This window comes from Oricola indica (assembly GCF_965227485.1).
GTDB lineage: Bacteria > Pseudomonadota > Alphaproteobacteria > Rhizobiales > Rhizobiaceae > Oricola > Oricola indica.
On record NZ_OZ245747.1, the window covers coordinates 3,261,547 to 3,285,844 of the forward strand.

Genomic DNA, 24,298 nt, shown 5'->3' on the forward strand with positions numbered 1-24,298 from the left:
CCTTAGATCCTTCAAGCGCAACGCTGCGTCTGCCAAAGCTTGACATGCGGCAGATGCGCCCAACCAAATGCTTCCTCGCTATCGCCGTGGAGATCGAGATGATCGAGCTTCGCCCGCGCCTCTTCAAGCGTCGGGACATGCCCTTCCTCGACCCACCACATAGCGAAATGGTGCGACTTCATCGCCTCGAACCACTCCGCCTTGCGGCGATAAACCTGTTTATGCACCGTGTTCCAGACGAAGTGTTCCAGATGCTCCGGTGTCTCCCAAACGCTCATATTGACGATCAGCGTAGGGTCTTCGAATGCCCGGATCGCGAGAGCGCTTCCGGCCTCGTCCTGCAAGCGCCAGACGAACCCCGGCGACCGCTCGGCGATCGCGTTCACCTGGTCGAGACGATTCACGAAGCCGGCGATCCTCGGATCGTCCAGGGCGTAGGCCGGCTTTGCGATGTTGATCTCGGCAAGGTGCATGGCGATACGGTCAGCCCTTCTTCGCGAGGTCTGCGGCCTGCGCGATCCAGCCGTCACGCTCGATCCGGCCCTTGAACTGCAGGTAATCGTCCACCCAGGCGACTTCGTAGGGCGTCAGCGCCGCGATTTGGCCGTAGGTCCAGATGCCGAGGCTGTTGAGCACGCCTTCCAGCTTCGGTCCGACGCCGGAAATCGCCTTGAGATCGTCCGGCACGTCCGGCTTCGCCATGGCTTTCGGCTTGACGAAATCCTCGGGCATGACCGGCGCGATCGTACCGGAGGCAACCGGCGTTTCCTCGACCGGCTCGGTCTTTGCGAGCGCAACCGGCTCCGGCGTCGCGGCCACCACCGGCTTGGCGGGTGCGGATTTCGCGGGTGCAGGCTTGGCAGCCGCGGCCTTGGCCGTTTTGGGCTTCGCGGCAGGCGCCTCGGCCTTAACCGTTTCCTTCACGGCCTCCGGCTTTGCCGGCGCGGGTTTGGCCGGCGCGGCTTTTTTCGGTGCGGGTTTCTTTTCCGCTACGGGCTTCTTGGCCTCGACCGGCTTCTTCGTAGCCGGTTTCGCCGCGACCGTGTCGGGCTCCTTCGTCTCGTCGAAACTGCCGCTCGCGGGATCGAAGTTCAACGGATTGGCCATGCCGAAGATTTCGCTGCGGCCGCCGGACGTGTCGTTGGCCAGCAGGTTCGCGGCCTGCATCGCGCCCGCCATCGATCCGGCGAAGATGCCGAACATCTGGCCCGCCAGGCCCATGCCGATCGCCGAAGCCGCCGCCATCGCGCCCATGGGATGCGCGGCAAGGTTCGCCACGCCCGCCAATTGCGGCGCGGACGCACCCGCCATCCATTCGATGGCGTCTTTCTGCATTTCCGTCATCTCGCCGGCAAATGCGGCGATGGGCGTTTCGGTCTTCATCGTTTCTTCCGGTAGCGTGGACTTCGACATCGAACCCTCCTTGGGCATCATGTGTCTGTTCGGTTCCCCTACCCCTGGCATTTCCTCTTTGCGGCGGCTGGTTCCGCCTTGCTTGTTGTCGTCTCTACTCCGCGGCCTCCAGGACCGGCTTCGTCTGGTGCGCATTATGCGAGAATTCGTCGATCCGGCGCTCGATTTCCGGACGGAAATGCCGGACGAGCCCCTGGATGGGCCATGCGGCGGCGTCGCCGAGCGCGCAGATCGTGTGGCCCTCGACCTGCTTGGTCACGTCGAGCAGCATATCGATCTCGCGCTTGTGCGCGTTGCCGGTCACCATGCGCTCCATGACGCGCCACATCCAGCCCGTGCCTTCGCGGCACGGCGTGCACTGGCCGCAGCTCTCGTGCTTGTAGAAATAGGCAAGCCGGGCGATCGCCTTCACGACATCGGTCGACTTGTCCATGACGATCACGGCGGCCGTGCCGAGACCCGATTTCAGACCGCGCAGCGAATCGAAGTCCATCGGGCAGTCGATGATTTCCTCGGCCGGTACCATCGGCACCGAAGAGCCGCCCGGAATGACGGCGAGCAGATTGTCCCAGCCGCCGCGAATGCCGCCGCAATGGGTATCGATCAGCTCGCGGAACGGCACCGACATCGCTTCCTCGAAGGTGCACGGATTGTTGACGTGGCCGGAGACGCAGAACAGCTTGGTTCCGGTGTTGTTTTCCTTGCCGAAACCGGCAAACCACGCGCCGCCGCGCCGCAGGATCGTCGGCGCGACCGCGATGGATTCCACGTTATTGACCGTGGTCGGGCAGCCATAGAGGCCGACATTCGCAGGGAAAGGAGGCTTCAGGCGCGGCTGGCCCTTCTTGCCCTCGAGGCTTTCCAGCAGCGCGGTTTCCTCGCCGCAGATATAGGCGCCGGCGCCGTGATGGACATAGACGTCCATGTCCCAGCCGCACTTGTTGTTCTTGCCCAGGAGACCGGCGTCGTAGCATTCGTCGATCGCTTGCTGCAGCGCCTCGCGCTCGCGGATATACTCGCCGCGAACATAGATATAGGCGACATGCGCGCCCATCGCGAAACTGGCGATCACGCAGCCCTCGATCAGCGTGTGCGGATCGTGGCGCATGATGTCGCGGTCCTTGCAGGTCCCCGGCTCGGATTCGTCGGCATTGACGACCAGATAATGCGGCCGGCCGTCGCTTTCCTTCGGCATGAAGGACCACTTCAGACCGGTCGGGAAGCCGGCGCCGCCGCGCCCGCGCAGGCCGGATGCCTTCATCTCGGAGATGATCCAGTCCTTGCCCTTCTCGATCAGGCCCTTGGTGCCGTCCCAGTGCCCACGCGCCATCGCGCCCTTGAGCGACTTGTCGCGCAGCCCGTAGATATTGGTGAAAATGCGATCCTTGTCAGCGAGCATCGTTCATTCCCCTTACCGCGGCTTCTTGCCGAAAACGCGGACATATTCATCGACGCCCTTGGAGAGCGCCTTAGCCTGCTTCACCCAGTCATCCCGGTCGATTCGGCCCTTGAACTTCAGATAACCGTCGACCCATTCGCGCTCGGCCTTTTTCCAGCCCGCGACCTGTTCGAAGGTGTAGATGCCGAGCGAGTTGAGCGTATTCTCGATCTTCGGCCCGACGCCGGAAATCAGCTTCAGGTCGTCGGGATTGGCGGGCTTGTCGATCGCCGCCGGCCGGTTCTTGTCGTCGAGTGACGTCTCGCCAGCCGCCTCAGCCGGCTTTTCGCCCGGTTTCACCCGGCCGGACGCCGTCGACGCGACGTTCATGGTCGCATTGCCGTTGCCCACGGATTTCTCGACAGGCTTCTTCTTCGGTTTCACGCCGCTCGCCGTGCTCGCGACCTTCATCGTCGGCCCCGACTCCTCGGTCTTGGCATCGACTTCGGCCTTGGAAGCCTTGGTGCGGCCGGGCCCCTCCGCCTCGTCGGGATCGGCGAGCGTGTCGTCGCCTTCCGGAGCCGCGGTCTCGGGCTTGGCCGCCTTGGTCATCTCCTGCGGCCCGTTGCCGTTGCCGCGCGGTGCCGAGGCCGCCTTCTTCGATTCATCGTCGAGCAGCGTGACCGGACCGCCGACAGGCGCCGAATAGATGCGGTCGATCTGCGGACCGGGCGTGATCGTGTCGCCCTTGCCCGCCTCGAACGCGTCGATAATCTCTTCGAGCCGCTCCGGCGTCAGGTCCTCGTAGGTGTCCTTGCCAATCATCACCATCGGCGCGTTGACGCATGCGCCCTGGCACTCGACTTCCTCCCACGACAGCTTGCCGCCGTCGCTGAGCGCGAACTGGTCGTGATGGATGCGGTTCTGGCAGACCTTCTTCAGGTCTTCCGCGCCGCGCAGCATGCACGGCGTCGTGCCGCAAACCTGCACATGCGCCTTGGTGCCGACGGGCTGCAGCATGAACTGCGTATAGAAGGTCGCGACCTCGAGGACGCGAATACGCGGCATTTCCAGCGTTTCGGCGATATGCTCGATGGCAGCCTTCGTGACCCAGCCTTCCTGCTCCTGCGCGAGCATGAGCAGCGGAATCACGGCCGATTGCTGACGGCCTTCGGGGTACTTTGCGACCCACTTGTCCACCTCGGCGGTCATCTCCGCGCTGAACGCGAAATCCGCCGGCTGGACGTTTCCTTCTGCGAGACGACGAACAGACATTAGCGGTCCACCTCACCAAACACGATATCGAGGGAGCCGAGTACGGCGGAGACGTCGGCCAGCATGTGGCCGCGGCAAAGGAAATCCATTGCCTGAAGATGCGCGAAACCGGGCGCGCGCAGCTTCACCTTGTAGGGCTTGTTGGAGCCGTCGGCGACCAGGTAGACGCCGAACTCGCCCTTGGGCGCCTCGACGGCCGCATAAACCTCGCCCGCCGGCACGTGATAGCCCTCGGTGTAAAGCTTGAAGTGATGGATCAGCGCTTCCATGGAGCGTTTCATCTCGCCGCGCTTCGGCGGAACGATCTTGCCGTCGACATTCGAGACAGGCCCGGTCGCCTCTGAACCGAGCAGGCGATCGACGCACTGGCGCATGATGTGAGCGGCCTGGCGCATCTCTTCCATGCGGATCAGGTAGCGGTCGAAGCAGTCGCCGTTCTTGCCGACGGGAATCTTGAAATCCATCTCGTCGTAGCACTCGTAGGGCTGCGCCTTGCGCAGGTCCCATTTCGCGCCCGAGCCGCGCACCATGACGCCCGAGAAACCCCAGGCCCAGGCGTCTTCCAGCTTGACGACGCCGATATCGACGTTGCGCTGCTTGAAGATGCGGTTGGCAGTCAGCAGCCCGTCGAGATCGTCGACGACCTTGAGGAACGGATCGATCCAGTTGCCGATGTCTTCAACCAGCTTCTGCGGAATGTCCTGGTGGACGCCGCCCGGCCGGAAATAGGCCGCGTGCATGCGCGCGCCGCAGGCCCGCTCGTAGAACACCATCAGCTTCTCGCGTTCCTCGAAGCCCCAGAGCGGCGGCGTCAGCGCGCCGACATCGAGTGCCTGAGTCGTGATGTTGAGGAGGTGCGAGAGAATGCGGCCGATCTCGGAGAACAGGACGCGGATCACCTGGCCGCGCTTCGGCACCTCGATCTCCAGCATCCGCTCGACGGCCAGCGCGAAGGCGTGCTCCTGGTTCATCGGCGCGACATAGTCGAGCCGGTCGAGATAAGGCACGGCCTGCAGATAGGTCTTGTGCTCCATCAGCTTCTCGGTGCCGCGATGCAGCAGGCCGATATGCGGATCGACGCGCTCGCAGACCTCGCCGTCCAGTTCCAGCACAAGGCGCAGAACGCCGTGTGCGGCCGGATGCTGCGGCCCGAAATTGATGGTGAAATTGCGGACGTTATGCTCGGTCATTGTTTCGCCTTTTCATCGCCCGGCAGCACATAGTCCGTGCCTTCCCATGGCGAGAGGAAATCGAAATCGCGGAATTCCTGGCGCAGCTTCACCGGCTCGTAGACGACGCGCTTCTGCTCGTCGTCGTATCGCACCTGCACGAAGCCTGACAGCGGGAAGTCCTTGCGCAGCGGATGGCCTTCGAAACCGTAATCGGTCAGCAGACGACGCAGGTCCGGATGGCCGGAAAACAGCACGCCATACATGTCGTAGGTCTCCCGCTCGAACCAGTTCGCGCCGGGATAGACGCCGACGGCGCTGGGAACGGCCGTGTCCTCGTCGGTCTCCAGCTTGACGCGCAGCCGCTGGTTCAGCGTCGGCGACATCAGGTGATAGACGACGTCGAACCGGCGTTCGCGGCCCGGATAGTCGACGGCGGTGACATCGATGAACGAGACGAATTTCAGCTGCACATCGTCGCGTAGCGCCGTCAGCAATTCGATCAGGCTGCCGATTCCGGTCGTGATCGTCAGTTCGCCAAAGGCGATGCTCGTCTCGTAGTCGATCCCCTCCAGCGCATCCGCGAGCGTACCGGCAAGGTCATTGAGCGTTTCGGTCGTGGCCATGTTTCATGCGGCTCCGTTAGCGGCGATCAGCGTTCGATCGTGCCGGTTCGGCGGATCTTCTTTTGCAGCAGGAGCACGCCATAGAGCAGCGCCTCCGCGGTCGGCGGGCAGCCGGGAACGTAGATGTCCACCGGAACGACCCGGTCGCATCCGCGCACCACCGAATAGGAATAATGATAGTAGCCGCCGCCATTGGCGCAGGAGCCCATCGAGATGACATAACGCGGCTCGGGCATCTGGTCGTAGACCTTGCGCAAGGCGGGCGCCATCTTGTTGGTCAGCGTGCCGGCGACGATCATCACGTCGGACTGGCGCGGAGAGCCGCGCGGCGCGAAGCCGAAGCGCTCGCAGTCGTAGCGCGGCATCGACATCTGCATCATTTCGACGGCGCAGCAGGCCAGGCCGAACGTCATCCACATCAGCGAGCCGGTGCGCGCCCAGTTGATCAGTTCGTCCGTCGAGGTGACGAGAAAACCCTTGTCGGCGAGTTCGTTGTTCATCTCGCCGAAGAACGGATCGTCGGCGCCCACGGGCTTGCCCGTCTTGGGGTCCAGCACGCCTTTCGGCTGCGGCGCGACGAGCGTGTTGTCGCTCAATCCCATTCCAGCGCTCCCTTCTTCCACTCGTAGATAAAGCCGATGGTCAAAACGCCAAGGAAAACCATCATCGACCAGAAGCCGAACATCCCCAGTTCGCCGAACGAAACCGCCCAGGGGAACAGGAACGCCACTTCGAGATCGAAGATGATGAAGAGAATCGCGACGAGGTAGAACCGTACGTCGAATTTCATGCGCGCATCGTCGAAGGCATTGAATCCGCACTCATAAGCCGAGAGCTTCTCGGGATCGGGATTCTTGTAGGCGACGACGAAGGGAGCGATCATCAGGGCGGCGCCGATGCCGGCGCACACCAGGAGAAAGATGATGATCGGCAAATAGGATGCGATGACTGCGTCCATGGTCTGGCTTCACCATTTCATTGCGCGGCGGGACGGTCTCCATGGCTCAATGGGAAGACCCGTCGTAAGAGGCCCCTCGCCGCTCTTGCGATGCCCACGGGTTAGACCTTGGAGCCGTTCTACGCAAGTGCAACATAAGCCGAAATCAGCGTGAAAAGTCACTCCTGCGACCGTTCGCCCGCTCCGGAGCCCGGAACTCAAGTCACGGGATTTACCTGACTTTTTTTGTCATATTAAATTCGAAACGAAATAGCACTACGGGGTTCCGGCAGTGCGCTGCGAACAGTGGAGAAAAGGTGAGGATTGCGTTTTTACCTCCCCCAGGGAGGGCTGCGCCATTTTCCAGCTAATGTGGAAAATGGCGCGAGTGACGGGGCTCGAACCCGCGACCTCCGGCGTGACAGGCCGGCACTCTAACCAACTGAGCTACACCCGCGTTTTCCGTCCGGGCCGTGGCCCGAAGCGTGAGCGGTCAATTAAGCGGTTCCCCATACCCTGTCAAGCGAACCGCAAGCGCCTCGTGCAGGTTTTTTTACCACCCCGAATCTGCGGCGCGCGAAACGCCAACCAACGCTTGCATCGGCGCGCATTCCCGCTTAGATACCCGCCACGGTTTCCGGGCGGTTAGCTCAGTTGGTAGAGCGCTTCGTTTACACCGAAGATGTCGGGAGTTCGAGCCTCTCACCGCCCACCATTTCAAGTCTCTGAGTTACCAACAGTTCTGGGACGACCACATCAGCCATAAGACCATTGATCCGACTGCTGGCTCCAGTAGGAACATGCTTATGGCTACATTTCAGAAACACAGAGGCAAACACCAGGTCAGGATTCGCCGCAAAGGCCACGCCTCTATCTCCAAATCCTTCCACCGCCTATCCGACGCAAAGGAGTGGGCGACGATGATGGAACGACAGGCCGACAGGGCAGAACTAGGCCCCGACAGGAAGGTGCTAAAGGACATCAAACTGGCTGATGTCGTCCGTCGCTATCGGGATGAAGCCCTTCCCAGCGACAAAGTTGGCAAGGTCGAGACGATCATGATGAACGCCTTCCTGCGGCACCCCATATGTAAGAAGACTCTGGAAGATTATGACCGTGAATTTTTGTCAATCTGAACATAAAAGTTGTGCATCCCAAAGCCCGCGTTATCGCTAAATTCTTCTTCTGCGCGCTTCAACTGAGCTATTAGTGGTTTGTAATCTTTAACTTTATCGATAGCCCAAAGACAGCCGGCCAACAGCAAACCGGCAGCGCCCATCGCGCTTTGCAGTTGTGTCACATGACCAAGCGCCCCTCCGGCAATTGTTGTTAGTTCACCAGCCGCGAGCACTCCGGTTTTTGCAATTTCACATCTGACGCTGAAATCGATGTTAGTCCTCTCTGTCTCAATGTCCGAGAATGTCTTTCGGTACCGCGATACTCTCTCTCGTACGGCTTTCTCAAACTCGTCGGCAGAGGTCAGCTCCCGTGCCAAATAGGCAGCGGAAGACAATAAATCATCACGCATTTCAGCCTGACGCCCCCATGCCCTCGAGCGCAACTTAAGGATATCGTCAATGCTCATTTCAGCCAGCACGGCTTCGTTTATGTATTCATCGTGCGCAATTCTGAGCACCTGAGATCGCAGTGATAGAGCGTCCTCATCTTCGCTGATCGTATCAATTGCGCGTACAGCGCGCTCGGCGATACACCCTGATATGGCGTTGTAGGACGGACCACTGAAATACGGAATCATCTGCTTGGCCGCGCAGAAGCCGATCGATTTCATTACAGTCGCAATTCTCGCACGCGCAATGATGGAATATCCTTCTCTCAGATGCTCCCGCTTTAGCGCGTCTTCCAATAGAGGCAGCGCCGGATCATCATTGATTCCTCCATCAGCCTGCCCCTTAAGGCTACCAAGAGTGGAGATCGTTTCATCATCAGCCGAAGCAAGAAAATCATCGTGCGCGATAGCAGAGGCAAGCGCATCGTTGTCTCTTCCTATCGACCTGTATGCCCAGAGCAAAAACCGCGGGTCGAGCGGATAGCCACCCATCTGGACTGCACCGATTGTAATATTTTTTTCGGCAGATTGATCGTAGCTGGAAACGACATCAATAAGCCCCTCCCTCCGCGCTATGTCGACCTCATCCATCAGTTGATCAAATTGATTGTCGTATCCTTCAACTTTGGCAATTGGCCGAACTGCGCCGAACGGAAAACCCATTATCGGCGGCATTCCCATAGCGACCAGGAAAGCTTGAGGCGGAAACAGATCACGATCATTAGGATCGGCAAGCGCTACGCGGTCATACGTAAGCAGGGCGCGCTTGATATCTAATGAGCTACATGGCTGCTCGCTCGGTGCAATATACGTGCTATAGATCATGGCGCTTCTCACCTAGATAGAAATCAAATCAAACAAACATGCACTTACCATTCAAATAGAGATTCATATGCGCATAATCGGTATTAGGAGAACAGATGACACTGCAAGAATTTAAGGACTTACTCAACACTATCGAACCCGGAAGTGGCGCGGGGGTTCCCTGTACGATATTTGCCGATCTATTCCCGCCGGGTGTTGATGATGACAAGGCGAAGGGCGCTGCATACAAGGTTGCTCAGGCTTATGGTTTGAAGATTGAAAACCGCCCGGATGCGAACTCGGTGTGGTTTTACCGCGAGAGAAAGGTCGACTAAGTAAGCCTCGTCTTGGGCACCAGCATTTTTACGCGAGATTCTGAGGGTTTAATTCTTCCCCTAGAGGCCGCACCGGCACCCCCCTGCCTACCCCGGTACGCCCTAAGTGGCTGACGACGGCAGAACGCATTGCTTTGGGACGGTTCCGACTATAAGCGGGTCCAATTTGGCTCCACTCTGGCTCTAACGAGGGACGAGAAGCACGCCCATCTACTCTGTCGTCCGGGGCGATGATCCTCCGGCTGCCTTCGGCCAGCGAACCAACTATGATACGACAAGCACTTGTTATCACTGCGTATTTTAGCCCATGTGGGCGGTAGGGCGAAGCCCGTCAAGTGACGCAGTCACGCTAGGCTCAGTTGGTAGAGCGTTTCGTTTACACCGAAGATGTCGGGAGTTCGAGCCTCTCACCGCCCACCATTTCCCTCGCAATCATGACTATCCAGGCTCTGGGGAAAGATTCGGCATCATGGTCTGTGCGCGATCGCATATGACGCAACCATGTCACATGCGATACTGAACCGACTTCTCCACAATCTGTTCTCTGGACACGTTCGGCGAGCATGATAATGACTCGTGACGCTTCGTAACAAACCGACATCGCCGATGGAGCCCGTCCTGTCCCCGCTTCCTCGCCTCCGCCGCCTTCTTGTTTCCCTTTTATCGCTGATTCTCGCCGTCTCCGTCCTGTCGGCCTGTTCCACGACGGACGCGCTGGAGATTGCGCAGCCGCAGGCAGAGCCTTCGAAATACGCCGCCATCGTCGTCGACGCCCGGTCCGGCAAGGTTCTCTACTCGGAAGCAGCCGACCAGATCCGCTACCCGGCGTCTCTAGCAAAGATGATGACGCTCTACCTCCTGTTCGAGGCCCTGCAGAGCCGCCGGCTGTCGCTGAACTCCCAGATACCCGTTTCCGCCAATGCGGCGCGCCAGCCGGCGTCGAAGCTCTATCTGAAGGAAGGCACGACCATCGATGTCGATACCGCCATCCGCGCGCTGGTGGTCAAGTCCGCCAACGACGTCGCGACGGCGGTCGCCGAGCACCTCGCCGGCAGCGAGGCGCAATTCGCGCGCCGGATGACCGCGCGGGCGCGCACGCTCGGGATGGGACGCACCGTGTTCACCAACGCCTCCGGCCTGCCCGACCCGGCCATGCGCACGACAGCACGCGACATGTCGAAGCTCAGCCTCGCGCTGCGGCGAGACTTCCGGCAATACTATTCCTATTTCAAGCTGGTCAGCTTCGAGTACCGCGGCAAGACGATCCGCGGCCACAACAAGATCCTCGGCATGGTCTCCGGGGCCGACGGCATCAAGACCGGCTATATCAGGGCGTCCGGCTACAATCTCGCGGCGTCGGTGCGCCGCAACGGCCGGTCCATCGTCGCCGTCGTCATGGGTGGAAAGTCCGGTTCGGCACGCGACGCCCACATGGCGCAATTGCTGACCGCCACCTTCAACCGCTCGATCCGCTAAAGCGCCCCAAAGCGAAAATCCAGGCATAGAAAAACCGCGGCCACCCTTTCGGATGGCCGCGGCGAATAATGCGAGCTCGGCGGATCAGCCGTTGAGCGCGTCTTTCAGGCCCTTGCCGGCGGAGAACTTCGCCACGCGTTTGGCCGGAATATCAACCGGTGCACCCGTGAGCGGGTTACGGCCGGTCGTCGCGGCGCGCTGGTTCACGCCAAAATTGCCGAAGCCCAGGATGCGGACGTCGCCGCCGGATTTCAGCGTATCAGTGATGGTTTCGAACAGCGCGTCGACGGCCGAAGCGGCGTCGCCCTTCCCAAGACCCGTCTTTTCCGCAACTGTCGCGGCAAGCTCGTTTTTATTCATTGTCACAATCCTTCTCGATCTATGCGGCCGGGTGTGCCGTCTGCGGGAACTGCCCGACCGGTAACAGGCGGACCATATAGGGATTCGCCGCCCGGCCGAAGGGGAATGGCCCGGAAACGCCCGGAAATCAAAGAAAAAACGCCGCATTTCTGCGGCGTTTACAAGTTTTTGGGAGTGAAACGCCTCAGTGAGCGACGTTTGAGAGGTTGTCATCGTCGATCGGGGCGACTTTGCCCTTCATCGATTCGACCTCCTCGTTCCACTCGATCGGCTCCAGCTTGGCCGTCAGGGCGTGTTCGAGAACCTGCCCAATCCGTCCGACCGGTATGATTTCGAGCTCGCTTTTCACGTTTTCCGGAATGTCGGCGAGATCCTTCACATTGTCTTCCGGGATCAACACCGTCTTGATGCCGCCGCGCAGCGCCGCGAGCATCTTTTCCTTCAGACCGCCGATCGGCAGCACGCGGCCGCGCAGCGTGATCTCGCCGGTCATGGCGACGTCCTTGCGAACCGGAATGCCGGTCAGCACGGACACGATCGCCGTGGCCATCGCGATACCCGCCGACGGTCCGTCCTTCGGCGTCGCGCCTTCCGGCACGTGGACGTGGATGTCCTTCCTTTCGAAGATCGGCGGCTCGATGCCGAAATCGATGGCGCGCGAGCGGACATAGGAGGCCGCCGCCGAAATCGATTCCTTCATCACGTCACGCAGGTTGCCGGTGACGGTCATCTTGCCCTTGCCGGGCATCATCACGCCCTCGATCGTCAGCAATTCGCCACCGACCTCGGTCCAGGCCAGTCCGGTGACGACGCCAACCTGGTCGTCCGCGTCGATCTCGCCGTAGCGGTAGCGCGGAACGCCCAGATAGTCGTCCAGGTTCTCCGGCGTGACCTCGATGACCTCCTTGTCGGTGCGCAGGATATCCGTCACGGCCTTTCGCGCGAGCGTCATCAGCTCGCGTTCGAGGTTACGCACGCCCGCCTCGCGGGTGTAGGTGCGGATGACCTGGCGCAGCGCGTCGTCGGTGATCGAGAACTCGCCCTCCTGGAGAGCATGGTCGCGGATCGCCTTGGGCAGCAGGTGCCGGCGTGCGATCTCGACCTTCTCGTCCTCGGTGTAGCCCGCGATGCGGATGATCTCCATGCGGTCCATCAGCGGCGCCGGAATGTTCAGCGTGTTCGCCGTGGTGATGAACATCACGTTCGACAGGTCGTACTCCACCTCCAGATAGTGGTCCATGAAGGTCGAGTTCTGCTCCGGGTCGAGAACCTCGAGCAGCGCCGATGACGGGTCGCCGCGGAAATCCTGGCCCATCTTGTCGATCTCGTCGAGAAGGAAGAGCGGGTTGGATTTCTTCGCCTTCTTCATCGACTGGATGACCTTGCCGGGCATCGAGCCGATATAGGTGCGGCGGTGACCGCGGATTTCGGCCTCGTCACGCACGCCACCGAGTGCCATGCGGACGAATTCGCGGCCGGTCGCCCTGGCGATCGACTTGCCAAGCGAGGTCTTGCCGACGCCGGGCGGGCCGACGAGGCACAGGATCGGTCCCTTCAGCTTGTTCTGGCGCTTCTGCACGGCGAGATACTCGACGATGCGGTCCTTGACCTTCTCCAGGCCATAGTGATCCGTGTCGAGCACGTCCTGCGCGACGTCGAGGTCGTATCTGACCTTCGACTTCTTGCGCCACGGGATCGACAGCATCCAGTCCAGATAGTTGCGCACGACGGTGGCTTCGGCCGACATCGGGCTCATCTGCTTGAGCTTCTTGAACTCGGCGTCGACCTTCTCGCGCGCTTCCTTGGAGAACTTGGTCTTGGTGATGCGATCTTCCAGCTCGGCGAGTTCGCCGTTGCCGTCCTCGCCGTCGCCCAGTTCCTTCTGAATCGCCTTCATCTGCTCGTTGAGATAGTACTCGCGCTGGGTCTTCTCCATCTGCCGCTTGACGCGGCTGCGGATGCGCTTTTCCACCTGCAGGACGGAGATTTCGGATTCCATGTGGCCGAGCGCCTTTTCCAGGCGCGACTTGACGCTCACGGTCTCCAAGATGTCCTGCTTCTCGCCGATCTTGATCGACAGGTGCGAGGCAACCGTATCGGCGAGCTTGGAGGGCTCCTCGATCTGGGTCACCGCCGTCACGATGTCGGGCGAAATCTTCTTGTTGAGCTTCACGTAGCTCTCGAATTCCGAGACGACGGACCGCGACAGGGCGGACAGTTCGACCTCGTCTTCCTCGGGTTCGTCAAGCGCGGTCGCTTCCGCCTCCAGGTAGGAGGTGCGGTCGGAGAAGCCGCTGATTTCCATGCGCGACACGCCCTCGACCAGCACCTTCACCGTGTTGTCGGGAAGCTTGAGGAGCTGCAGGACGTTGGCGACGGTGCCGTGGGCGTAGATCGCATCCGGCGTCGGGTCGTCGTCCCCGGCATCCTTCTGCGTCGCCAGCAGGATCTGGCGATCGTTCTCCATGACATCTTCGAGCGCGCGGATCGATTTCTCGCGTCCGACGAAGAGCGGCACGATCATGTGCGGGAAAACAACAATGTCACGCAGCGGCAGGACGGCATAGAGCCCGTCTTGACCACCCGTCGCCGTTTTCGTTTCGGCTTCAGCCATTTACTGTTCCTTTCATGCCTTGTCGGCTTTCGGACATTCCGGTCCCGTGCCCATTGGCCCCGGTCGCGGAACACTCCTTGTAATTGGTCCTGCGTCCTGTCGTTTTCAACGGGCTTGAACAGGTGGAATCATACCCAAGTCTCGCGCCAAAGGCGGATGTCCGCAATGGCGCCGACCGGACTTCAAAAGAAAAAGGCCGGTCGCCCGGCCTTTTCACTAACGTTCACCGTGTGCGTTCGCCTCACGCGGAGGCGTTTTCCTTGTCCTCGGCGCGGTCCGCGTAGATGTAGAGCGGACGGGCGCTGCCTGACACCACTTCTTCCGAAATGACGACCTCGCGCACCCCTTCGAGGGCCGGAAGCTCGAACATCGTGTCGAGCAGGATCGATTCCATGATGGAGCGCAGGCCACGCGCGCCGGTCTTGCGTTCGATCGCCTTGCGGGTGATCGCGCGCAGCGCGTCCTCGTGGAAGATCAGGCTGACCTCCTCCATCTCGAACAGGCGCTGATACTGCTTGACGAGCGCGTTCTTCGGCTCGGTCAGGATCTGCACCAATGCGTCCTCGTCGAGGTCCTCGAGCGTCGCCAGCACCGGCAGGCGGCCGACGAATTCGGGGATCAGGCCGAAGCGCAGCAGGTCTTCCGGCTCGACGCGGCGGAACAGTTCGCCCGCCTTGCGCTCGTCCGCGGATTCCACGGAAGCCGCGAAGCCGATCGAGGTCTTGCGGCCGCGGTCGGAGATGATCTTGTCGAGACCGGCGAAAGCGCCGCCGCAGATGAACAGGATGTTGGCCGTGTCCACCTGCAGGAATTCCTGCTGCGGATGCTTGCGGCCGCCCTGCGGCGGAACCGAAGCGACCGTGCCTTCCATGATCTTCAAAAGCGCCTGCTGGACGCCCTCGCCCGACACGTCGCGGGTGATCGAAGGATTGTCCGACTTGCGCGAGATCTTGTCGATCTCGTCGATATAGACGATGCCGCGCTGGGCGCGCTCGACATTGTAGTCGGAGGCCTGCAGCAGCTTCAGGATGATATTCTCCACGTCCTCGCCGACATAGCCCGCTTCGGTCAGCGTGGTGGCATCGGCCATGGTGAAGGGGACGTCGATGATGCGCGCCAGCGTCTGCGCGAGCAGCGTCTTGCCGCAACCGGTCGGGCCGATCAGCAGGATGTTCGACTTCGCCAGTTCGACGTCGTCGTTCTTCTCCGCGTGGGCGAGCCGCTTGTAGTGGTTGTGCACGGCGACCGACAGGATACGCTTGGCGTGGCTCTGGCCGATGACATAATCGTCGAGGACACCGAGGATTTCCTGCGGCGACGGCACGCCCTCCTGGCTCTTGACCATGGAGGACTTGTTCTCTTCGCGGATGATGTCCATGCAAAGCTCGACGCACTCATCGCAGATGAATACCGTCGGCCCAGCGATCAGCTTGCGGACCTCGTGTTGGCTCTTTCCGCAGAAAGAGCAGTAGAGCGTGTTCTTGGAGTCTCCTCCGCCGCCACCGCCACTGTTGCCAACCTTGCTCATGCCCATTCCTTTCAGAGGATCACGATTCGGAACCTGAACGTGCGTTCCCGCAATCCCGACTTCATTTCTGCGACGCGACCGACCGGCCAAACACGCCTTGCGTCACAAAGGATTCAAATCACATTCGTACACATATACGCTTCATGCGCAACGATTCGACAATTTCCTTTACGGTTCCCTTAAGACCGCGACACTGATTTCAACCTAATCGCCTCCCGACCGCGCGAAAAGCGTAGATTTGACGTAACGTCGCGTTCCTCGCGCCCCGTCGCACAAATGCAACATGGGCGCGACGGGCCTTATTTCTCTTCGGTATCGATCGCGTCGCGCGATTCGATGACCCGGTCGATCAGGCCGAATTCCTTGGCGAGATCGGCCGTCATGAAATTGTCGCGCTCCAGCGCGTTTTCAATGTCATCGTAGGACCGGCCGGTATGCTTGACGTAAATCTCGTTGAGCCGGCGCTTCAGCGCCTCGACCTCCTTGGCGTGAATCAGGATGTCGGTGACCTGGCCCTGGTAGCCGCCCGAAGGCTGGTGAACCATGATGCGCGAATTGGGCAGCGAGAAGCGCATGTCCTTGGCGCCCGCCGTCAGCAGCAGCGACCCCATCGACGCGGCCTGGCCGATGCACAGCGTCGAGACCGGCGCCTTGATGAACTGCATCGTGTCGTAGATCGCGAGACCCGACGTCACCACCCCGCCCGGCGAGTTGATATACATCGAGATTTCCTTCTTCGGGTTCTCCGCCTCGAGCCAGAGCAGCTGCGCGCAGACCAGCGAAGCCATGCCGTCCTCGACGGGCCCGGTGATGAAGATGATGCGTTCCTTGAGCAGGCGCGAGAAAATATCATAGGCGCGCTCGCCGCGGTTGGACTGCTCCACGACCATCGGAACGAGGTTCATGGCGGTGTCGATCGGATTGCTCATCGGAGACCTTTCGGGGATTTGCTGGAAAGCGCACGGGAAACATGGGCGCGAAAGAATCATTCGGGCAATATTTAGGGTGCCGGACCCCGGTTCCGCAAGACGCGGCTGCTCGTAAACCTTAATGGCCGGAAGGTGGGGAAAAGAACGCTGGAGGGGCGGTTTTCGCGTGACGTGTCAGGCGGGCGACCGCAGACGGGCGAATCGGTCCGCGTTTCGGTCGGATGTATGCACCGACATCGTCTTCTCGATACGACTGGACGCGCGTCACCCTTACGCAGTTGAACTGTCACGGTAAATTCAGTTGATCGGACGAAAAACTCATTTAATCTAAGACCACAAACGCAACTCGACGTGGATGCGCCATGGCCCGGACGTTTTAATCTCCCGCTTTCGTTGCCTTTCTGTGCGACCCGTTTCAACCGGCCGCGATACTGGTCCTTTACTATAAGACATTTCCAATGAACCGACATTTCTTCCGCTGCGTCGCGGCCATGCTCCTTTCCTTCTCCGCTGTCGCATCTGCCTATGCACAATCCGACAATTCCCGCGTCATGATGGTGCTCGACGGCTCCAACTCGATGTGGGGCCAGATCGACGGCGTGGCCAAAATCACCATCGCTAAACAGGTTATGACCGACCTGATCACGACCTGGGATGACGGCGTCGATATGGGGCTGATGGTCTATGGCCACCGGCGCAAGGACGACTGTTCCGACATCGAGGTAGTCGCCATGCCCGGCCCGGTCGACCGCGCGACGCTGATCGACAAGGTTCAGTCGATCTCGCCGAAGGGAAAGACGCCGATCACCGATTCCATGCTGCTCGCGGCAGCCACAGTCGGTTATTACACCGGCGACAACGCCTCGGTGGTTCTCGTCAGCGATGGGCTGGAAACCTGCGAGGCCGATCCCTGCGCCCAGGCGCGGTCTTTCGAGGTCGTCAATCCGGGCTTCGACGTGCATGTCATCGGCTTCGACGTGACCGACGAGGAACTCGCGGCGCTGCAATGCATCGCCACCGAGACGGGAGGCCAGTTCTACAGCGCCAGCACCGCCGGTGAGCTGCTGAGCGCTCTGCGCGCCACCGTTGCTGCTACACCGGCTCCAGCGCCCGTGCCCGCCACGTCTGAACCCGCCGAGCCGAAAGCTTCGCAATTCCTCTACGCCAAATTGTGCGAGACCTGCGAGCGGCTCAACCCGCTCGACGTCAGCTGGAACGTCTACAAGGACGGCCAGCCCTTCTACGACGGGCTTGGCGTTGTCTTTCCCGACGACCCTGTATTTGAAGCCGGCACGTATGAAGTCGCAGTACGTTTCAAGAGCACCCATGTCACGGCCAAAGGCGAAATCGAATTCGGGGAAGACGGCAAGCAGATTGGCGCGCTCAACCTCAATGGCGGCTCAGCGGTCATGTTCGCCTATGCGACCGATGACAAGACAATTGCCGCCGATCCGATCCTTTATGAGTTCTTCGAGATTGGCGCGGATGGGCCGGCCTCCGAGGCGCTGACCGAAGCGGCCAGTTCCAATGCGGATACCTATCTGCCGGCGGGCCGCTATCTCGTGCGCGCCACCCATCAGGACATCAGCGAGACTGCCGAAATCGAAATCGTCGCCGGGCAAGCCACAGAGTACGCATTCGATATGCGGATCGGATTTCTGCTGCCCAAAGCCGTCCTGAGCGCCCAGGGGGCGCCCGCCACAGGCATCGATTACGAGGTCTACCGCACGCAGGCCGATGCCGATGCCGGTTCCGGCCGCGTGTCCTTCATGGTTGGAGAGCGAAATGCGCCAGAGGCGTTGCGTGCCGGCGATTATGTGATCAAGGCGCTTCTCGATTACGGCAACAGGCCGCCCATTTCGGTCCTGCGCACCTTTCCGGTGACGATCAGAGGCAATGAAACCGCCACGCCGACCCTCGACATGCAGGCGGGCCTGCTCAGCCATGAGATCGCCAACGAGACGGGCAAGAGCCTGCTCAATATCGATTATGTCCGCGAAAGCGACGGCAAGCGGGCCGCCTATTACAATCTCGGCGGATCGCACACGCTCGCTCTGGCCGAGGGGCGATACTTTCTGCGCGCCATGATCAGCGGCGGCCAGACCTTCGACAGCGATCCGTTCGACATAACCGCCGGCCAGACAACCAATGTGAAAGTGACCTTGCGATGATCCGTTCGCGTCTCGTCTCGATCGCCATGGCAACGCTGATGGCCGGCAGCGCTCCGCTCAGTGCGCTGGCCGGCCAGGCGCAGACCGCCCAGATCAATGCCGCCGAGGGCGCCTATCAGCAAGCGCTGAAGGACTATGCCGCAACCGAGGAACGCGCGCACAAGGCCTTCACCGAACGCAAGGCGGCCAGGGAAAAATATCTGGCCGAATGGCGGGCCTATTGGGCCAAGCGCCAGGCGGCGGAAAAGGCCCATGCCGCGCTGCTCGACGAGCGCAGGCGCGCGCTCGACACCGCCCGGTCGCGGATCACCGACGCGGAACTGATGGCGGACAGGGCGACGGCCGAGGAAGAATCGGCGAAGACGCGGCTGCTGAGCATGCTGCGCGCCCAGAGCGTCGCCGAGAAGGGCTCGGACAAGATCCTCGCTCGCAACCTGGAAGCAAGAGCTGACGAGTTGCGGATGGCCTATGACGCCGCTGTGGAAGCCGCTCGCGCCGCACAGCGTGAGGTCGCCGCCGCCGGCGAGGCGCTCGACGCCAACACGCGCGATTTCGAGGCGCGTCTCGACGCCGCCCGCGCCGCCATGACGAGCGAGGAGGAACTCGACGCCATCGAAGCCAGCTTTGACGCGGCGCTCGACGCGGCGACGGCAGCGCCGACCGACGAAGCCCTCAATGCGCGCGCTCTTGAGCAGACAAGCGCGGGCGCTGCTTTCCTCGCCTTGATGCTTCAGGTTCCGCCGCCCTTCATCGAGCGTGTCACCGTCCATCGCGGCGATGAGATCTGGTACGACGCGTCCTATGTGACCGACGAAAGCGGCTCGGCGACCGCGGACCCTCTCGGCCAGCGCGGCTATCGCGACGCGCTGGCTCTCGCCGAAGCAAAGATCGCGAGCGCCGATGACCTGATCGCGCAGGCCGAGAAACGGCTCGCCGGTGCCCGCGAGGCTTGGGAAGAGGCAAGCGAAAAAGCCGGCGAACACGCGTTGCGCATCCACCTGCGCAATCGTGACATGCTGATCTTCGTTCTGGCCGTGGAGTCGACCGGCGTGGTGCTGTCCGCCGCGCTGACGGGCGGCGCCGCCGCGCCGGCTGTCTCAGCCCTCGCCCGGAAACTGAGCAAGGCCGGCCTGGAAATCCCCGCCCAGGCCGTTCGCAAACTGCCCAGTCGCTTCTGGACCGACTTCGATGCCGGCGGAATCGCCACGATCGCGACAGAGGCAATCCAGGCCGGAATCGGCAAGCATACCTCCATGCAGCTCGCCGAAAATCCCAACGTCGTGCCCTATGTCAACGATCTCAACGGCGTCGAATCGACGGTCGTCGGCGATGTTGTCGAGATGCTGGCCAAGGACGGTATCGGCAATGTGCGCGCATTGATCTCCTCCGGCATCAGCGAAGGCCGTGTCCCGGTCGACGCGGTCACCAATGTCAGCATCGACGCGGTCGCCACGGCCTACAAGGCCTTCGCGCAGTCAGCGGTCAACAACTCCAATGCGCTCAGCGAAGACATCGTTTTCCAGAAGACCACCGAGGCGCTTCTGGCGCAGCGCAAATATAACGGCCTCGTCGCCTTCCGAAACGCGCTCATCACCGAGCGGGAGCGCCTCGCCGGCATCGCCGCCATGCTCGGCTCGATGATCGAGCTCGGCCTGCACCCGCGCAAACGGCAGGTGGCTGCGGATAAGGTCGTCCCGGCGAACGAGGCCGAACAGATCGCCGAACGGCCAATCACCGTGACCGTGCGGTTTTCCGAGCCGCTTGAACACACGCCGAAACTGGCTTTCGACGATGCCGGCGTCAGGATCGGCAAGCCGGTGGTCGGCGAGGCCGGTCCGTCGGTCTGGGAATTCCCGGTCACGCGCTTCGACATTATGGCCGGCGCGGACACGATCCCGATGGAGATATCGCTGTCGAGCGAGGAATCACCCTATTCCAACCTCGATAGCAATCCCGCCACGCCGCCGCGCCTTGCCAGTCTCAACGCCTATGACTGGACGGGCTACGAACGCGGCACCGACCGCAACCATGCCGTCCGCCTCGCCCCGGCATCCGCAGACGTCCTGCTCATCGACATCCCGTCGCTCGACCTGTTCGGTTGCCATGCCTATCGCGAAGTCGCGGTCGGCGAAGACGTTCTCGAACATGTCAGCGGCTACTACGATTTCGACCGCGACATGACGGTGCCTCCATTTGCCGAGGGCGAAATTCTCTCCGTCTGCACGCAGGCCGGCACCAATGCCGGCGCAGCCAAACGCGACACCGGAGGCCGCTTGCTGGCGATTGGATGGGGGGATGTCGATCCCGGATATTCCAACGGCTATATCCGCTTTACCACCGACGTCTTGGCGGCCATCGACGAACACGCTCAGGAAGTGGAAGCCGGCAACATCGATGCGCAGTTTCCGGGAATCCCCGAGCTGGGATTGCCGAGCGGCGAGATCGATGTAATCGAAGTTTGCGGTAGCGAAGGCTTTTGCTGGTTGGAGAGGGTGAAGTAGCGCCGCAAAGGTCCTGCTGTCCGCCCTCCCCCTCCACGATCGCATCACAACGATATCCGCCCCTCCTCGCTCGCCACGCCCTGGCGAACGAGCCACTCGGCCGCAGATCATTTACGTATTTGCAGTCCGGTTTGCTAAGCGCAGGGTTCGGCTCACAGGATCTGAAATGCAGACGCGGGAAAAGGTATCACCGGTAAGCGTGAGAGACCTGGAGACGTCGTGATCAAATGAGCGCTACTCGGCGGCCTGCACGAAGACCCTGCTTTCGAAGTTCCCCAGGTCTGCCCGCGACGCAAGGAAAGCGGCGAGAGCGATACCCCATCCGGTCGCCAGTGCAGTGAACCAGATGGTGCTTCCCATCGGCTCGATGACTGCGGCGAGCCCGGCGAGGCCGATGACAACCCGCAGCGGCATGGCCAGGGGCTTTCCGCACCATCCGCCAAAGGCAATCGCCCAAAGCGCGGTCGCCACCATAAGGCCAAGCGCGCTCGATCCTATCTCTGCGGCGGTTCCCTGCCAGAGGATACCAGGATCGAACACGAAGCCGAAAGGTATGAAGAACGCCACGAGGCTCATGCCGAAGGCGGACATGCTCGTTTTCATGGCCGAGGAGTTGCCGACGCCGGCTGCGGCGAAGGATGCCAGCGCGACCGGCGGTGTGACCATCGAAAGAACGCAGTAGTAGAAGATGAAGAAATGCGCTGCCAGCGGCTCCAAACCAAGCTTTTGCATGGCGGGAACATAAAGAACCGCGCCAATGATGTAGGCGGCGACCGTGGGCAAGCCCATGCCCATGATGATGCAGCCGAGCATGGCAAGCGCGAGAGACGCGTAGATCGAACCTTCGGAAAGGGTCAGCAGCGAACCCGCGAACTTCAGGGCGAGGTTGGACTGCACAGCTACGGCAATGACCAGACCAATGGCGGCGATCGGTATCGCGACTTCCGCAGCCTGCTTCGGTGCTTCACGCAATCCTCCGATGAAGCCGTCGAGACCGATCCAGGTCGAACGGCGCAGGAAAGGCGTGACAATGGATGCAAGTGTCGCGATCACAGCCGAGTAGGCCGCGGAATAACCGCTCACCAGCGCGAAGACGAGAACGATCGGCGGCAGCAGGAGATGAAGGCGTGGAAGCAGCGGAGCGGTCCTGGCGACTTCTTCCGCGGTCATCGCTCTCTGTCCGCCCCGGCGGGCCGACAGGTCCACTACGAGCAGCAGAGCGAGATAGAAGGCTACTGCCGGAATAAGTCCGGCAAGTGCGATCTGGCCGTAGGGCATGTTGAGCATCTCGGCCATGATGAAAGCGGCGACGCCCATCACCGGCGGCATGAGTTGGCCTCCCGTGGAGGCTATCGCCTCGACGCCGGCCGCGCGGTGATCCTTCATCCCGCAGCGCTTCATCAACGGTATCGTGAACACGCCGGTCGAGACGACGTTGGCCACCGCACTTCCCGAGATCGACCCCATCAGGGACGAGGAAATGATAGCGGTCTTCGCGGGCCCGCCGACGGCACGTCCGGCGAGGCGGATTGCGAGGTCGATGAAGAGCTGACCACCGCCGATAGCGCCGTAGAACGCGCCGAACATTATGAAATAGAAGATGAAGTCGGCGGACGTCGAGGTCGTTATGCCGAGCACGCCCGCGGTCGTCATGGTCGAGATTTCGATGGCGGGCTCAAGGTCGAAGCCCCGGAATGAAAGCCAGCCTGGCAGAACATTGCCGAAGAACGCGTAGGCAATGAAAACCAGCAGGACGCTGACAAGGATCCATCCGACGGCGCGGCGAGCGCCTTCCAGCAAAAGCAGCACGAGCGCGGTGCCAGCCCAGATGTCGATGGTGAGGATTGGCGACACGTTTTCCATTCGCGTCGTCAGCCGGTCGAATTCGCCGAGATAGTAGGCGCCGACGGCAAGCGAAGCGGCGATCAGCAGCGCGTCGATGGCGATGCGAAGAGAACGCGGCATCCAGTCCGCGGAAAGCGGCCTGTACAGGAACAGAAGGACGAGTGCGAAGACGACGTGGGCCGGTCGCTGGAGCATCGGCTGCTGGGCATCGAACAGTATCCACACCTGAAACGCGATGAACGCACACCCGATGATGAAAGCTGGCGAACGCAAAGCCGATTTGAGATTTTCTGCAGGCATGGTTCTTCCTCCCGAACCCAGAAGACAAACGGGAGGCGCATGTCGATGCGCCTCCCGAAACGGTTACATCCAGCCGCGTTCCTTGTAGTAGCGGACTGCGCCGGGATGCAGTTCGATTCCGGTGTTTTCCGGCTTGTATGCGTTCTCAGCCTTGAACGACTTCCAGGCGGCGTGTGCGGCGCCCATCACCTCGGCGTTCTCGCACAGGGCCTTGGTGATCTGGTAGGCCTTCTCCTCGTCAAGGGAGGCGTTGGCGATCAGGACGGTGCCGAGATTGGCGCCGGTGTTCTCGCCCGTCTGGTCTTCGAACCAGGGGCCGTATTTACCGGGTGTCATTCCGTTCTTGGCGAGAAGATCCATCGCGTCCTGCGGAATGTCGAGGAAGACCGTGTCGGCGGTTAGGTTGACCTCGGTGATCGTCGGATGCCCCTTGATCATCGTGTCGATGTAGATATCGGCGTTGCCGTTACGGACCGTGTCGGCGATCTGGGCCGAGGCAACCTGGACGACGTCACCGCCATCGGCCTTCAGTTTGTCGAAGCTCGATCCGTAGGCTTCCAGAATCAACTCCGCGGCGGGAACAGCGCTCGAACCGGTCGGCTTCAACAGGAGGCGTATCGGCTTGCCGGACTTGATGATTTCGGCAAGATCGGTCGTTCCCATCTCGTCGGTGAAGGCCTTGCGGGCCATCACGCCGATATAGACGTTGTTGAGGCCGCCTACGAGCGCGCGGATATCCGGCGCTGAAGCGCCTTGATAGACCGGCGCGCCTTCTGCCGCCCATTTGGCCGTCGCTACGTTCGACAGCGCGATCTCGGCCTTGCCGGACTGGACGACCATCGGATTGGCGACACCGCCGCCGCGCGCGATGACCTCGACGGTATTCGCCCCGAAGATCGGCTCGATCATCTGTTCCAGCGTTGCCGCGAAGACATACCAGGAAGAGCCTTCGCGCATCGCGCCGATGCGCACCTCCTGCGCGAACGCCGCCGTGGTTGTCGAGGCAATGACGACCGTGACAGCCGCTGCCTTGAGATAGCTTCCGAGAATGGAAAACATTTCTAACTCCT

The 24,298-nt window shown here is 61.3% G+C and carries 20 protein-coding genes and 2 tRNA genes; 6 read left to right on the top strand and 16 right to left on the bottom strand.

What is annotated here, in order from left to right:
• Positions 1–11: 11 nt before the first annotated feature.
• The 9 genes from ACQK2M_RS16390 to ACQK2M_RS16430 all read right to left on the bottom strand — a co-directional run bounded on the left by ACQK2M_RS16390 (position 12) and on the right by ACQK2M_RS16430 (position 7,255).
• Positions 12–530, bottom strand: coding sequence for a DUF3291 domain-containing protein (locus ACQK2M_RS16390; RefSeq protein ID WP_425418670.1), 519 nt, complete (start codon positions 528–530; stop codon positions 12–14).
• The gene (locus ACQK2M_RS16395; protein ID WP_425418671.1) at positions 484–1,413 is read right to left on the bottom strand and encodes a hypothetical protein; all 930 of its coding nucleotides are present in this window, start codon (positions 1,411–1,413) and stop codon (positions 484–486) included. Before ACQK2M_RS16395 ends, ACQK2M_RS16390 begins: the two co-directional genes overlap by 47 nt.
• Before the next feature lie 94 nt (positions 1,414–1,507).
• Positions 1,508–2,812: an NADH-quinone oxidoreductase subunit NuoF gene (gene nuoF, locus ACQK2M_RS16400; protein ID WP_223478558.1), complete on the bottom strand. Its 1,305-nt coding sequence runs from the start codon at positions 2,810–2,812 to the stop codon at positions 1,508–1,510.
• 12 nt (positions 2,813–2,824) lie between these two features.
• Positions 2,825–4,066 carry an NADH-quinone oxidoreductase subunit E gene (locus tag ACQK2M_RS16405; RefSeq protein ID WP_425418673.1) on the bottom strand — a complete coding sequence of 414 codons (1,242 nt, stop codon included), beginning with the start codon at positions 4,064–4,066 and terminating at the stop codon, positions 2,825–2,827.
• Positions 4,066–5,256, bottom strand: a complete 1,191-nt coding sequence (locus tag ACQK2M_RS16410) for an NADH-quinone oxidoreductase subunit D (RefSeq protein WP_223478556.1) — start codon at positions 5,254–5,256, stop codon at positions 4,066–4,068. Before ACQK2M_RS16410 ends, ACQK2M_RS16405 begins: the two co-directional genes overlap by 1 nt.
• Positions 5,253–5,861, bottom strand: a complete 609-nt coding sequence (locus ACQK2M_RS16415; RefSeq protein ID WP_425418674.1) for an NADH-quinone oxidoreductase subunit C — start codon at positions 5,859–5,861, stop codon at positions 5,253–5,255. Before ACQK2M_RS16415 ends, ACQK2M_RS16410 begins: the two co-directional genes overlap by 4 nt.
• Positions 5,862–5,887: 26 nt before the next feature.
• A complete protein-coding gene (locus ACQK2M_RS16420; protein WP_223478554.1) occupies positions 5,888–6,463 on the bottom strand; it encodes a NuoB/complex I 20 kDa subunit family protein in 576 nt (191 codons plus the stop codon).
• Positions 6,454–6,819: an NADH-quinone oxidoreductase subunit A gene (locus tag ACQK2M_RS16425; protein WP_223478553.1), complete on the bottom strand. Its 366-nt coding sequence runs from the start codon at positions 6,817–6,819 to the stop codon at positions 6,454–6,456. Before ACQK2M_RS16425 ends, ACQK2M_RS16420 begins: the two co-directional genes overlap by 10 nt.
• A gap of 359 nt (positions 6,820–7,178) precedes the next feature.
• Positions 7,179–7,255: transfer RNA gene (locus ACQK2M_RS16430), tRNA-Asp, on the bottom strand.
• Between the two features lie 182 nt (positions 7,256–7,437).
• On the opposite strand from ACQK2M_RS16430, the gene ACQK2M_RS16435 reads away from it, so the two are divergent.
• Both ACQK2M_RS16435 and ACQK2M_RS16440 read left to right on the top strand, forming a co-directional pair.
• Positions 7,438–7,513: transfer RNA gene (locus tag ACQK2M_RS16435), tRNA-Val, on the top strand.
• A gap of 91 nt (positions 7,514–7,604) precedes the next feature.
• Positions 7,605–7,934 (top strand): hypothetical protein, encoded by a 330-nt coding sequence (locus tag ACQK2M_RS16440; protein WP_425418675.1) that lies wholly within the window; start codon positions 7,605–7,607, stop codon positions 7,932–7,934.
• Here ACQK2M_RS16440 and ACQK2M_RS16445 read toward each other — a convergent pair.
• Positions 7,907–9,190 (bottom strand): hypothetical protein, encoded by a 1,284-nt coding sequence (locus ACQK2M_RS16445; protein WP_425418676.1) that lies wholly within the window; start codon positions 9,188–9,190, stop codon positions 7,907–7,909. The two genes, ACQK2M_RS16440 and ACQK2M_RS16445, sit on opposite strands and share 28 nt — an antisense overlap.
• Positions 9,191–9,285: 95 nt before the next feature.
• On the opposite strand from ACQK2M_RS16445, the gene ACQK2M_RS16450 reads away from it, so the two are divergent.
• Together ACQK2M_RS16450 and ACQK2M_RS16455 are read left to right on the top strand one after the other, a co-directional pair.
• On the top strand, positions 9,286–9,504 hold the full coding sequence (locus tag ACQK2M_RS16450; protein ID WP_425418677.1) for a hypothetical protein: 219 nt from the start codon (positions 9,286–9,288) through the stop codon (positions 9,502–9,504).
• Positions 9,505–10,080: 576 nt separating this feature from the next.
• Positions 10,081–10,980 (top strand): D-alanyl-D-alanine carboxypeptidase family protein, encoded by a 900-nt coding sequence (locus ACQK2M_RS16455; RefSeq protein WP_425418678.1) that lies wholly within the window; start codon positions 10,081–10,083, stop codon positions 10,978–10,980.
• 84 nt (positions 10,981–11,064) lie between these two features.
• Here the strand turns inward: ACQK2M_RS16455 and ACQK2M_RS16460 are convergent, their stop codons facing one another.
• The 4 genes from ACQK2M_RS16460 to ACQK2M_RS16475 all read right to left on the bottom strand — a co-directional run bounded on the left by ACQK2M_RS16460 (position 11,065) and on the right by ACQK2M_RS16475 (position 16,411).
• The gene (locus tag ACQK2M_RS16460) at positions 11,065–11,340 is read right to left on the bottom strand and encodes an HU family DNA-binding protein (protein WP_223476756.1); all 276 of its coding nucleotides are present in this window, start codon (positions 11,338–11,340) and stop codon (positions 11,065–11,067) included.
• Between the two features lie 184 nt (positions 11,341–11,524).
• Entirely contained in the window at positions 11,525–13,954 is a 2,430-nt protein-coding gene (lon, locus tag ACQK2M_RS16465; RefSeq protein WP_425418679.1) for an endopeptidase La, read from the bottom strand.
• 241 nt (positions 13,955–14,195) lie between these two features.
• The gene (gene clpX / locus ACQK2M_RS16470; protein WP_223476758.1) at positions 14,196–15,482 is read right to left on the bottom strand and encodes an ATP-dependent Clp protease ATP-binding subunit ClpX; all 1,287 of its coding nucleotides are present in this window, start codon (positions 15,480–15,482) and stop codon (positions 14,196–14,198) included.
• A 299-nt stretch (positions 15,483–15,781) separates the two neighbouring features.
• A complete protein-coding gene (locus ACQK2M_RS16475; RefSeq protein WP_223476759.1) occupies positions 15,782–16,411 on the bottom strand; it encodes an ATP-dependent Clp protease proteolytic subunit in 630 nt (209 codons plus the stop codon).
• 458 nt (positions 16,412–16,869) lie between these two features.
• On the opposite strand from ACQK2M_RS16475, the gene ACQK2M_RS16480 reads away from it, so the two are divergent.
• Complete coding sequence (locus tag ACQK2M_RS16480; RefSeq protein ID WP_425418680.1) at positions 16,870–18,582, top strand: vWA domain-containing protein; 1,713 nt, start codon at positions 16,870–16,872, stop codon at positions 18,580–18,582.
• Positions 18,579–21,083: a hypothetical protein gene (locus ACQK2M_RS16485; protein ID WP_425418681.1), complete on the top strand. Its 2,505-nt coding sequence runs from the start codon at positions 18,579–18,581 to the stop codon at positions 21,081–21,083. The genes ACQK2M_RS16480 and ACQK2M_RS16485 overlap by 4 nt, the downstream gene beginning before the upstream one ends.
• Positions 21,084–21,317: 234 nt before the next feature.
• On the opposite strand, the gene ACQK2M_RS16490 is transcribed toward ACQK2M_RS16485, so the two are convergent.
• Both ACQK2M_RS16490 and ACQK2M_RS16495 read right to left on the bottom strand, forming a co-directional pair.
• Positions 21,318–23,228, bottom strand: a complete 1,911-nt coding sequence (locus tag ACQK2M_RS16490; protein ID WP_425418682.1) for a TRAP transporter permease — start codon at positions 23,226–23,228, stop codon at positions 21,318–21,320.
• A gap of 63 nt (positions 23,229–23,291) precedes the next feature.
• Positions 23,292–24,287 carry a TAXI family TRAP transporter solute-binding subunit gene (locus tag ACQK2M_RS16495; protein ID WP_425418683.1) on the bottom strand — a complete coding sequence of 332 codons (996 nt, stop codon included), beginning with the start codon at positions 24,285–24,287 and terminating at the stop codon, positions 23,292–23,294.
• Positions 24,288–24,298: the final 11 nt, after the last annotated feature.

Coding starts and splice junctions, on each gene's coding strand:
- ACQK2M_RS16405 (WP_425418673.1), bottom strand. CDS start 4,066: ATGTCTGTTCGTCGTCTCGCAGAAGGAAACGTCCAGCCGGCGGATTTC.
- ACQK2M_RS16425 (WP_223478553.1), bottom strand. CDS start 6,819: ATGGACGCAGTCATCGCATCCTATTTGCCGATCATCATCTTTCTCCTG.
- ACQK2M_RS16395 (WP_425418671.1), bottom strand. CDS start 1,413: ATGTCGAAGTCCACGCTACCGGAAGAAACGATGAAGACCGAAACGCCC.
- ACQK2M_RS16495 (WP_425418683.1), bottom strand. CDS start 24,287: ATGTTTTCCATTCTCGGAAGCTATCTCAAGGCAGCGGCTGTCACGGTC.
- lon (WP_425418679.1), bottom strand. CDS start 13,954: ATGGCTGAAGCCGAAACGAAAACGGCGACGGGTGGTCAAGACGGGCTC.
- ACQK2M_RS16445 (WP_425418676.1), bottom strand. CDS start 9,190: ATGATCTATAGCACGTATATTGCACCGAGCGAGCAGCCATGTAGCTCA.
- ACQK2M_RS16460 (WP_223476756.1), bottom strand. CDS start 11,340: ATGAATAAAAACGAGCTTGCCGCGACAGTTGCGGAAAAGACGGGTCTT.
- ACQK2M_RS16420 (WP_223478554.1), bottom strand. CDS start 6,463: ATGGGATTGAGCGACAACACGCTCGTCGCGCCGCAGCCGAAAGGCGTG.
- ACQK2M_RS16485 (WP_425418681.1), top strand. CDS start 18,579: ATGATCCGTTCGCGTCTCGTCTCGATCGCCATGGCAACGCTGATGGCC.
- clpX (WP_223476758.1), bottom strand. CDS start 15,482: ATGAGCAAGGTTGGCAACAGTGGCGGTGGCGGCGGAGGAGACTCCAAG.
- ACQK2M_RS16475 (WP_223476759.1), bottom strand. CDS start 16,411: ATGAGCAATCCGATCGACACCGCCATGAACCTCGTTCCGATGGTCGTG.
- nuoF (WP_223478558.1), bottom strand. CDS start 2,812: ATGCTCGCTGACAAGGATCGCATTTTCACCAATATCTACGGGCTGCGC.
- ACQK2M_RS16440 (WP_425418675.1), top strand. CDS start 7,605: ATGGCTACATTTCAGAAACACAGAGGCAAACACCAGGTCAGGATTCGC.
- ACQK2M_RS16415 (WP_425418674.1), bottom strand. CDS start 5,861: ATGGCCACGACCGAAACGCTCAATGACCTTGCCGGTACGCTCGCGGAT.
- ACQK2M_RS16490 (WP_425418682.1), bottom strand. CDS start 23,228: ATGCCTGCAGAAAATCTCAAATCGGCTTTGCGTTCGCCAGCTTTCATC.
- ACQK2M_RS16450 (WP_425418677.1), top strand. CDS start 9,286: ATGACACTGCAAGAATTTAAGGACTTACTCAACACTATCGAACCCGGA.
- ACQK2M_RS16480 (WP_425418680.1), top strand. CDS start 16,870: ATGAACCGACATTTCTTCCGCTGCGTCGCGGCCATGCTCCTTTCCTTC.
- ACQK2M_RS16410 (WP_223478556.1), bottom strand. CDS start 5,256: ATGACCGAGCATAACGTCCGCAATTTCACCATCAATTTCGGGCCGCAG.